This window comes from Pseudoxanthomonas sp. LjRoot204_2 (assembly GCF_056175765.1).
In genome coordinates this window covers 1-9,920 of sequence record NZ_JBGFFG010000086.1, presented here as the reverse complement: position 1 = coordinate 9,920, position 9,920 = coordinate 1, and the positions used below count along the sequence as shown (strand labels likewise).

At 67.4% G+C, this 9,920-nt stretch carries 9 protein-coding genes and 1 riboswitch; of the genes, 6 read left to right on the top strand and 3 right to left on the bottom strand.

Annotated features, from left to right (window positions below; translation table 11 throughout):
* Nucleotides 1-633, bottom strand: a 633-nt coding sequence (locus AC04L7_RS06085; RefSeq protein ID WP_475512692.1) for a phosphoenolpyruvate carboxylase, incomplete at its 3' end; no start/stop codon positions are given.
* Between the two features lie 154 nt (nt 634-787).
* Nucleotides 788-914, top strand: a riboswitch (S-adenosyl-L-homocysteine riboswitch).
* A 35-nt stretch (nt 915-949) separates the two neighbouring features.
* On the opposite strand from AC04L7_RS06085, the gene ahcY reads away from it, so the two are divergent.
* The 4 genes from ahcY to AC04L7_RS06065 all read left to right on the top strand — a co-directional run bounded on the left by ahcY (nt 950) and on the right by AC04L7_RS06065 (nt 6,884).
* On the top strand, nt 950-2,392 hold the full coding sequence (gene ahcY, locus AC04L7_RS06080) for an adenosylhomocysteinase (protein WP_475512691.1): 1,443 nt from the start codon (nt 950-952) through the stop codon (nt 2,390-2,392).
* Nucleotides 2,393-2,605: 213 nt separating this feature from the next.
* Nucleotides 2,606-4,006: an MFS transporter gene (locus tag AC04L7_RS06075; protein ID WP_435996933.1), complete on the top strand. Its 1,401-nt coding sequence runs from the start codon at nt 2,606-2,608 to the stop codon at nt 4,004-4,006.
* Nucleotides 4,003-6,375, top strand: coding sequence for a GH36-type glycosyl hydrolase domain-containing protein (locus AC04L7_RS06070; RefSeq protein ID WP_475512690.1), 2,373 nt, complete (start codon nt 4,003-4,005; stop codon nt 6,373-6,375). The genes AC04L7_RS06075 and AC04L7_RS06070 overlap by 4 nt, the downstream gene beginning before the upstream one ends.
* Nucleotides 6,372-6,884 (top strand): gluconokinase, encoded by a 513-nt coding sequence (locus tag AC04L7_RS06065; protein ID WP_475512689.1) that lies wholly within the window; start codon nt 6,372-6,374, stop codon nt 6,882-6,884. Before AC04L7_RS06070 ends, AC04L7_RS06065 begins: the two co-directional genes overlap by 4 nt.
* Before the next feature lie 18 nt (nt 6,885-6,902).
* Here AC04L7_RS06065 and AC04L7_RS06060 read toward each other — a convergent pair whose 3' ends face one another.
* The gene (locus tag AC04L7_RS06060; protein ID WP_299340572.1) at nt 6,903-7,460 is read right to left on the bottom strand and encodes a DUF3228 family protein; all 558 of its coding nucleotides are present in this window, start codon (nt 7,458-7,460) and stop codon (nt 6,903-6,905) included.
* Between the two features lie 152 nt (nt 7,461-7,612).
* On the opposite strand from AC04L7_RS06060, the gene metF reads away from it, so the two are divergent.
* Together metF and AC04L7_RS06050 are read left to right on the top strand one after the other, a co-directional pair.
* Entirely contained in the window at nt 7,613-8,446 is an 834-nt protein-coding gene (metF, locus tag AC04L7_RS06055; RefSeq protein WP_296279657.1) for a methylenetetrahydrofolate reductase [NAD(P)H], read from the top strand.
* A 203-nt stretch (nt 8,447-8,649) separates the two neighbouring features.
* Nucleotides 8,650-9,138, top strand: a complete 489-nt coding sequence (locus tag AC04L7_RS06050; RefSeq protein ID WP_435996926.1) for a hypothetical protein — start codon at nt 8,650-8,652, stop codon at nt 9,136-9,138.
* A 15-nt stretch (nt 9,139-9,153) separates the two neighbouring features.
* On the opposite strand, the gene AC04L7_RS06045 is transcribed toward AC04L7_RS06050, so the two are convergent.
* A partial coding sequence (locus AC04L7_RS06045) for a sensor histidine kinase (RefSeq protein WP_475512688.1) occupies nt 9,154-9,920 on the bottom strand: 767 nt, incomplete at its 5' end.

Genomic DNA, 9,920 nt, shown 5'->3' with positions numbered 1-9,920 from the left:
CTCCACGCCAGGACGCACCGGCGACGAATCGGCCGTCTGCCACGCCGACGTCAGCGCCATGCGGAAGCGCGCGGTGTCGGTGGCCAGTTCGCCGGGCGTACGCGTGCCGTCCAGGCCGTTGATCAGGCTGGCGACCATCAGCTGCTCCTTCTCGAGCAGCGCGCGGCGCACGGCCTCGGTCGGGTGCGCGGTGAAGACGGGCTCCACGTCGATGCGCGGAAGCCACTCCGCTAGTTCCGCCAGGCTCACGCCCTGCGCTTTCAGTTTGGCCAGCGTGTCGTGCAGGCCGTCGGGCTGTGGACGGGCACTGCCGGTGCGCTGGTAGTCCCGGCGCCGGCGAATGCGGTGCACGCGCTCGGCGATGTTCACGACCTGGAAATACGTGCTGAACGCGCGGATCAGGGACTCCGCCTCTTCGGGCGCCTGACCCTCCAGCAGTCCAGCCAGGATCTGGGGCGGCTCCCCGCCCTGGCGGCGCGCGATCGCCGTGGTGCGCACCCGCTCCACGCCTGCCAGAAACTCCGGAGAAACCTGCTCGGCCAGCATGTCACCGACCAGCGCGCCGAGCCGGCGCACGTCTTCACGCAGGGGAACATCGGGTGGGGCGAATTCGAGACTGCGGGGGCTGTTCATGCGGGGGCGTGGATCCCGTCGTTCGGTTTGGTCTGGATTGGTATTGTTCGGACAGACAACTGGTCTGCTGCAGGGCAGCATGCCTGAGCCTACCCGATCAGGCGTGAGCCGTGCGCCATCGTTTCATCCGGAACAAGCGATATAATGGCGACCCTTCGCCGAGGGGCGCTGCGACCGTGACATGTGCGGATCCTTCCGCAAGAGCCTGCACATCCTGTGCGGACTCTCCACATAGTCCGGCCAGGCTCGGTGGAATGAACCTGCAACGGCGCCCGGATACCCTGCGACCCTGATCGCACAGACCGGAGCAAGAGCCATGAACGCAGTACGCAAGTTTTCCACCGAAGGCGATTACAAGGTCGCCGACATCTCCCTGGCCGACTGGGGCCGCAAGGAACTGGACATCGCCGAGCACGAGATGCCCGGCCTGATGTCGATCCGCCGCAAGCACGCCGCCACCAAGCCGCTGAAGGGCGTGCGCGTGACCGGCTCGCTGCACATGACCATCCAGACSGCCGTGCTGATCGAGACGCTGMAGGMSMTCGGCGCCRMCGTGCGCTGGGCCTCGTGCAACATCTTCTCGACGCAGGACCACGCCGCCGCCGCGATCGCCGCGAGCGGCACGCCGGTGTTCGCCTGGAAAGGCGAGAYGCTGGAAGAGTACTGGGACTGCACGCTCGACGCGCTGACCTTCACCCTGCCCGACGGCACCCTGACGGGCCCGGAGCTGGTGGTGGACGACGGTGGCGACGTCACGCTGCTGATCCACAAGGGCTATGAGCTGGAGCGGGGCGACACGACGTGGGTCAACAGCGCGTCGGGCAGCCATGAGGAGCAGGTGATCAAGGACCTGTTGAAGCGCGTCGCCAAGGAGCGTCCCGGCTATTGGACCCGCGTGGTCAAGGACTGGAAGGGTGTCTCCGAAGAGACCACCACCGGCGTGCACCGCCTGTACCAGATCGCCGAGCAGGGCAAGCTGCTGGTGCCCGCGATCAACGTCAACGACTCGGTCACCAAGTCGAAGTTCGACAACCTGTACGGCTGCCGCGAGTCGCTGGCCGACGGCCTGAAGCGCGCGATGGACGTGATGCTGGCCGGCAAGGTCGCCGTGGTCTGCGGCTACGGCGACGTCGGCAAGGGCTCGGCGCACTCGCTGCGCGCGTATGGCGCCCGCGTCATCGTCACCGAGATCGACCCGATCTGCGCACTGCAGGCCGCGATGGAAGGCTTCGAGGTCAACACCGTCGAGGATAGCCTGGGCCAGGCCGACATCTACGTCACCACGACCGGCAACAAGGACATCATCACCCTCGAGCACATGAAGGCGATGAAGGACCAGGCCATCGTCTGCAACATCGGCCACTTCGACAACGAGATCCAGGTGGATGCGCTGTACGCGTCGGAAGCCAAGCGCATCAACATCAAGCCGCAGGTCGACAAGTTCGTGTTCCCGAACGGCAACGCGATCTTCCTGCTGGCCGAAGGCCGCCTGGTGAACCTGGGCTGCGCCACCGGCCACCCGAGCTTCGTCATGTCGAACTCCTTCGCCAACCAGACGCTGGCGCAGATCGACCTGTGGGCGAACAAGGATGTGTACGAGAAGACCGTCTACCGCCTCCCGAAGCAGCTCGACGAGGAAGTCGCGCGCCTGCACCTGGAGAAGATCGGCGTGAAGCTGACGACCCTCACCAAGGACCAGGCCGACTACCTCGGCGTGGCGGTCGAAGGCCCTTACAAGCCGGATCACTACCGCTACTGATCACCGCGTCACCACTGCGATGAAAGAACGGGCGCCCCAGGGCGCCCGTTCTGCATTCCGTGCAGCGAGGGTCCGGCGCGCGCCCTCGTTCGCAACCATTTCCATACCGCCGGGCGCTTGCCTCGCTCCGGCGATCATCGCAAGCTTGGCCGCCGTACATCGCCCCAGCCGGTACCCGGCCTGCGGCGCAATGACCCAGCACCGGGAGTGGACATGCAACGCGACCAGGGGAGCGGCGGCACCGCGCACCCCGCCGACAAGGCACTACCCTCGACGGAACCCCGGTTGGGCGAAAAGATCGGCTACGGCGTCGGCGACTTCGGCTTCAACCTTTATTGGGCGAACATTTCCGCGTTCCTGCTCATCTTCTATACCGACGTGATGGGCCTGGCCGCTGCGGCCGTCGGCACCATGATGCTGGTCACCAAGATCGTGGATGCCGTCACCGACCCGCTGATGGGCGCGCTGGCGGATCGCACCCGCAGCCGCTTCGGCCGCTTCCGTCCGTACCTGCTGTACGGCGCGTTGCCGCTGGCGTTCACCGGTGTGCTGACGTGGACCGTGCCCGACCTCGGCCAGGGCGCGAAACTGGTGTGGGCCTATGCCACCTTCACGCTGATGATGCTGGCCTACACCGTGGTGAGCATCCCCTATTCCGCGCTGTCGGGCGTGATCACCGGCGACAGCCAGCAGCGCACGCAGCTGATCAGCTTCCGCTTCATCGCCGCGTTCGCGGGGACGATGGCGGTCAACTGGCTGACGCTGGACCTGGTGCGCTGGCTGGGACGTGGCGACGACGTGCTGGGCTGGCAACTGACCCTCTCGCTGTACGGCGTGATCGCCACGGCGGCCTTCGTCACCGTAGCGCTGTCCACGCGCGAACGCGTGTCGCCGCCGCCGCAACAGGCCAGCGACGTCCGCCAGGATATCGTCGACCTGCTGCACAACCGGCCGTGGATGGTGCTGTTCGCGCTCGCGCTGATCATCATGGTGACCATCGTGATGCGTGGTGGTTCATTGGCCTACTACTTGAAGTACCACCTGGGTCGGCCTGACCTGACCGGTCTGTTCCTGGGTGCGTACGCGCTCGCCCTCGCCGTGGGCGCCGGGCTGACGCCGCTGATGACGCGCTACGTGGACAAGCGGCGACTGATGGCGGGGTTGATGGCAGGCGTCGGCGTGGTGAGCTGCGCGATGTTCTTCATCCCTCCCGAGTCCGTGTGGTGGATGTTCGCCCTCAACCTGCTGGTGGGAATGATGCTGGGACCGAAATCGCCGCTGGCGTTCTCCATGTACGCCGACTGCGCCGACTACACCGAATGGAAGACAGGACGCCGCGCCACCGCGATGACGTTCGCGGCAGCGACGTTCTCGCAGAAGCTCGGCGGCGCACTGGCGTCGGCGACGATCGCGTGGATCCTGGCCGGCATGGGCTACGTGGCCAACGCCGCCCAGTCGGATGCGTCGCGGCTCGGCATCGTGCTGCTGCTGACGGTGATTCCGGGGGGCGTCGCCCTGCTCGCGGCGGGGGTGATGCGGTTCTACCCGCTGGATGACGCCACGCTGGCGCAGGTGCAGGCCGAGCTGCGATCGCGCCGCGAGGCGGCGGCATGACGGAGGCACCGTACGGCTTCGAGGAAAACGGCCGCCGCTTCGTCCTCGCCAGCCCCACCGCCATGCCCGCGGCATCGACCTTCCTGTGGAACCGGCGGATGCTGCTGCAGCTGAACTGCCGCGGCTTCGCCACCGCGCAGTTCATGCAGCCGGAACCGGCCAAGTACGCACATGCGCCGACGCTGGAAGCCAGGAGCTTCATGCAGCCGGAGCAGCCGTACTACGCGCACCATCCGGGACGCTTCTGCTACGTGAAGGACGAGGACGATGGCGGCCTGTTCTCCGTGCCGCACGAACCCGTGCGCCGTGCACCGGATTCGTTCGCCTTCTCCGTCGGCCTCGACGACGTGGCGTGGCGCGTGCAGTGCKCGGGCATCGACGTGGAGATGTGCGTCGTGTTGCCGGTCGACGACGTGGCCGAACTGTGGACGCTGCGCGTGCGCAACCGGTCGGGCCGGCGGCGACGGCTTAGCCTGTACCCGTATTTCCCGGTCGGCTACATGTCGTGGATGAACCAGTCCGGACGCTATCGCTCCGACCTGGGCGCCATCGTCTGCGACAGCGTCGCGCCATACCAGAAAGTCGAGGACTATTTCCGCCAGCGCGATTTCAAGGACCGTACCGTGCTGCTGCACGCGCGCGCGCCGGACGCCTGGGAAGCGAACCAGGCGACATTCGAGGGTGAAGGCGGGCTGCATGCCCCGAAGGGCATCGTGGACGGCGAGCACTTGGGCGGTGGCGAGGCAGCGTACGAGATGCCGACGGCGGTGCTGCAATACCGCGTGACGCTCGACGACGACGACGTTCAGGAGTTCCGCTTCGTGTTCGCGCCCGCACGCGATGACGACGAGATCCGCCAGCTGCGCGCGCGACATCTTTCACCGGACGGGTTCACCGAAGCCCGGCGCGCAAGCACTGCGTACATCGGGGCCGGCGCGGGCTGCCTGCGCATCGAAACGCCGGATCCGTGGCTGGATGCGTTCGCCAACCACTGGCTGCCGCGGCAGGTGTACTACCACGGCGACGTCAACCGCCTGACCACCGATCCGCAGACGCGCAACTACCTGCAGGACCACATGGGCATGGGCTTCCTGCGGCCCGAGGTGGCGCGGGCGGCGTTCCTGCATGCGCTGTCGCAACAGGAGCCGTCCGGCGCGATGCCCGATGGCATCCTGCTGTCCGAAGGTGCAGAACTGAAATACATCAACCAGATCCCGCATACCGACCATTGCGTATGGCTGCCGATCTGCCTGCGCGCGTATCTGGACGAGACGGGCGACGATACGATCCTCGACGAACTGGTCACTGCCCGCGAGGGCGATGCCGCTCCGGTCGCCGATCGCATCGATCGCGCCATGCGCTGGCTGCTGAAGGCACGCGATGCGCGCGGCCTGAGCTACATCGCGCAGGGCGACTGGTGCGATCCGATGAACATGGTCGGCTGGCGCGGGCGCGGTGTGTCCGGATGGCTGACGCTGGCCAGCGCCTACGCCCTGAAGGAATGGGCGGCGGTCTGCGCACGCCGCGGCGATGACGCGCTCGCCGACGAATTCCACGCGGGCGCGGATGCCTGCAACGCGGCGATGAACGCGCACCTGTGGGATGGCGACTGGTATGGCCGCGGCATCACCGACGACGACGTCCCCTTCGGCATCGCCGCCGACACGGAAGGCCGCATCTTCCTCAATCCGCAGAGCTGGGCCCTGCTCAGCGGTGCGCCGGATGACGACAAGCGCACGCGCATGCTCGCGGCGGTCGATGCGCACCTGGTCTCGCCCTACGGCGTGGCGATGTACGACCCGCCTTACACGCGCGTGCGCGAGGACGTGGGACGGGTGACGCAGAAGTTCCCCGGCACCGCCGAGAACGGGGCGGTCTACAACCATGCCGCGGCGTTCTATCTCTACAGCCTGTACCAGGCCGGGGACGCGGACCGTGCCTGGCATGTGCTGCGCGCGATGCTGCCGTCGCCCGCACCGGAGGATTGCCTGCAGCGCGGCCAGCTGCCGGTGTTCGTGCCCAATTACTACCGTGGCGCATGGCGCCTGCACCCGCGTACGGCGGGCCGTTCCAGCCAGTTGTTCAACACGGGCACGGCGGCGTGGATGTATCGCTGCCTGGTGGAGCACCTGTTCGGCCTGCGCGGCGAGGGCGATGCGTTGAGGATCGCGCCGCAGCTGCCCTCGCATTGGCCGTCGGCACGCGCGGCGCGTCGTTTCCGGGGTGCCTGGTTCGATGTCGCCATCGAACGCGTTGCGGGTCTCGCGACGACGCGGGTCGCCGTGGATGGCGCGTGGCTGGAAGATGCCCTGCTGCGCGGCATCGAGGCCGGCCGCACCTACCAGGTGCGCATCGAGCTCCCGGCATGAGCGGCCATGTCCACGTCGTCGTGGTCATGGGCGTGTCGGGCAGTGGCAAGACCACGCTCGCACGTGCACTGGCAGGCGCATGGCAGGCGACGTTCCTGGACGCGGACGATTTCCACGGCACGGCGGCGAAGGCGCGCATGGCCAGTGGCCAGCCGCTGACCGACCGGATGCGCGCCCCGTGGGTACGCCGCATCGCCACCGACCTGCGGCAACGCGCGGCATCGGGCGAGCGCGTCGTGCTGGCCTTTTCGGGCCTGCGTYGGCGCCACCGCGAGGCGTTGCGGGCGACCGGCGTGCCGATGCGTTTCCTGTTCCTGGCGGGCGACGCGGCCCTGATCGCCGCACGGCTGCAGGATCGCCAGGGCCACTACATGCCGGCCTCGCTGCTGGACAGTCAGTTCGCCACCCTCGAAGTTCCGACGGACGAAGCAGACGTGGTACGGATCGACGTGGCCCGGGCGCCCGCCGCCCAGTTGCGCTGCGCCCTGTCCGCGCTGGCGTCGCGCTGAGCGGCAACCCGGCGCGGACTACGGGCGCCAGTTGGCGTTGAGCTCCCAGAACGCGACGCTGCGCCGGTATGCCTCGCGGTTGATCGGCACGCCCGAACCGCCTTCCTCCACGCCCAGCGCATTGCGCATCATCGTGATGGGCGCCATCGGAATTTCTTCGGGCGCCTGCGTGTACAGGCATCCGACGATGCCCCAGTCGCCTTCGATCGGCGCCCGCTCGTGCGCCAATTGCGCCGCGCTGTACAGGATGACAACCAGGTAGTCCGCCACCGGCGGCTCGACGCCTTCGAACCAGCGCACCAGCACCGGCAGTTCTTTCGAGGACCGCGCTTCGTAGCCTGATCGCAACAGGGACCGGTTGTCGTCGGTGATCGGTACGGTCAGGCACCGTGTCGACGTCCAGTTGCGATGCACGTGCAATCGGCAGAACGGCGCATAGCCCGCCAGCACCGCCACCGGCGGCTCCGTGTTCAGGCGCTGCTCGAAGGCCTGAGGCGTGCAGTCCTGGATGGCGTTGCGACGCGGCTCGGTCGGGAACAACCGGGTGCGGGCGAAGGGAGTGAGGACGATGGTCATGCGGCAGCCAGTGGCGGAAGGCGGACAGCGTACCCGCCCCGGAGCCATCACACCTGGCCGAATTCCCGTCACGAAGGACGGGACGCCACCAGCCATACACATTCATCCGGATGAAGAGATACAATATGCTCTCGACCCGAACGGCGCCGTCCATGCCCTCCCTCAGCTTCGAGTTCTACCCTCCCAAGACCGATGAGCAGCGCGCGCAGCTCGATCGCACCGCGGACAGGCTGAAGGCGTACAAGCCCGAATACGTGTCGTGCACGTTCGGTGCCGGCGGGTCCACGCTGAGCTATACCTCGGAGACGGTCCGCCATCTCAGCCAGCATCACGGTTTCGAAGGCGTGCCCCATCTCTCCTGCGTGGGCGGCAGCCGCGAAGAAATACGGGAACTGTTGCGGCTCTACCGGGCATTGGGCTGCAAACGCATCGTCGCGTTGCGCGGCGACCTTCCGTCGGGCATGGGCTTCACCGGCGACCTGCGCTATGCCTCCGAACTGATCCAATTCATCCGTGCCGAACATGGCGACACGTTCCACATCGAAGTCGGCGCCTATCCCGAGACGCATCCTCAGGCCGAGGACGCGCTGACCGACCTGCGCCACTTCAAGGCCAAGGTCGATGCCGGCGCCAACGGTGCAATCACGCAGTACTTCTACAACCCGGATGCCTACTTCCACTTCGTCGACGCGGTGCGCAAGCTCGGCGTCGAGATCCCCATCATCCCGGGCATCATGCCGATCTCGAACTTTTCGCAGCTCCGCCGCTTCTCCGAAGCCTGCGGCGCCGAAATTCCCCGCTGGATAGGCAAGCGAATGCAGGCGCTGGGCGACGATGCCGAGGCKATCCGCGACTTCGGCGCGGACGTCGTGGCCAACCTGTGCGAACGACTGGTCGCCGGGGGAGCGCCGTCGCTGCACTTCTACACGCTCAACCTGGCCAAGCCGACGCAGACCGTCCTGTCGAGGCTCGGCTGGTCCGCCTGACGCTCTCCACAGCGGGCATCCGACCGGCAGGTGAACAACCCCTCATTCCGTGCGCACGTCCCATGACCGCGGCGCGCATGCCGGATTAGGCTGGCGATATGCGGACCCTCTTTCTCCTCGCCCTCGCCGGCCTCCTCGTGTGTCCCGGTGCCGGGTCGCCCACCGCCCGGGCGCAACAGCAGGGCGTCCAACGCTGCACGACGATGTCCGGCGAGACGGTCTACACCGACAAGCGCTGCGAGGACGTAGGCGCGATGGACCGTCTGCCTTCCACGACGACGACCGCCGCCACCGGCGCGCTTTACCGCGGCGGCTGTTCGCGCACGCTCAGCGACCTGGTGATGCAGGTGTCGTCGGCGATCCAGGCAGGCGACGTGAACAGGCTCGCGGGGGTCTACCACTGGGCCGGCACGTCGGATGCGGGTGCCCTGCGCATCCTCGACCGGCTCGACGTGGTGGTCCAACGCCCGCTGGTCGATATCGTGCCGGTCCGTCCCGCGCCGGCCCCGATACTGGATGCGGAAGGCTCCGTCGTCGACGCTAACCAGGACGGCTATTACCCGCAGACCGCAACGCAACGGCAACGGCCGACGGGACTGCGCGTCGTGCAGACGCTGAAGAACAGCGCCACGCCGGCCGACACCACGTTCGGCCTGCGCCGCGCCTACAACTGCTTCTGGATCACGCTCTGACAGCAGTCGGTGGGGTCAGGGGAGCGACCGTGATGCGTCGCCCGACTCGCGATCGGGTGAAAATCGCAGCGTGGCGATCACGCCCTTCTGCTCGCCGGGGCGCACGCCTACCTGCCATCCGTACAGCGCGCACAGGCGGCTGACGATGGACAGTCCGATGCCGCCCCCTTGCGAATGGCCCGCATGCGTGCCGCGGTAGCCACGCTCGAACAGGCGCGCGGCGTCTTCCTTGCTGAGCCCCGGGCCCGAATCCACGACTTCGACCGCATCAGGCAGYAGGCGCACGACCACCTCGCCTTCCTTCGTGTACTTGACGGCATTGCCGATCAGATTGCCGAGTGCCACCGACAGCGCGGCTTCCGGCGAATCGACCGTTGCCCCCCCTTCGCCTTCGACGCGCAGGATCAGCGGCTTGCCGCCCAGCGTGGCGCGATGCGCATCGAGCAACTGGTCGACCACGCGCGCGACATCGGTATTGCCGTGGCCGCGTTCGTTGCGGGACAGCAGCAGCAGTGCACTGATCAGGTCCGTGCACTGCTGCTCGGCACGCTGGATGCGCTGGATGCGCGTGCGCGTCTTCTCGTCCATGTCCGGCCGCGACAGCATCAGCTCCACCGAGCCGCGGATGATGGCCAGCGGCGTGCGCAGCTCGTGGCTGACGTCGGCGTTGAACTCGCGATCGCGCTGGACGACGTCGGTAAGGCGACTGGAATAGTCGTCCAGGGCCTTGGCCAGTTCGCCGACTTCGTCTTGCGGAAAGTGCGGCGCCAGCGGCCTCGGAT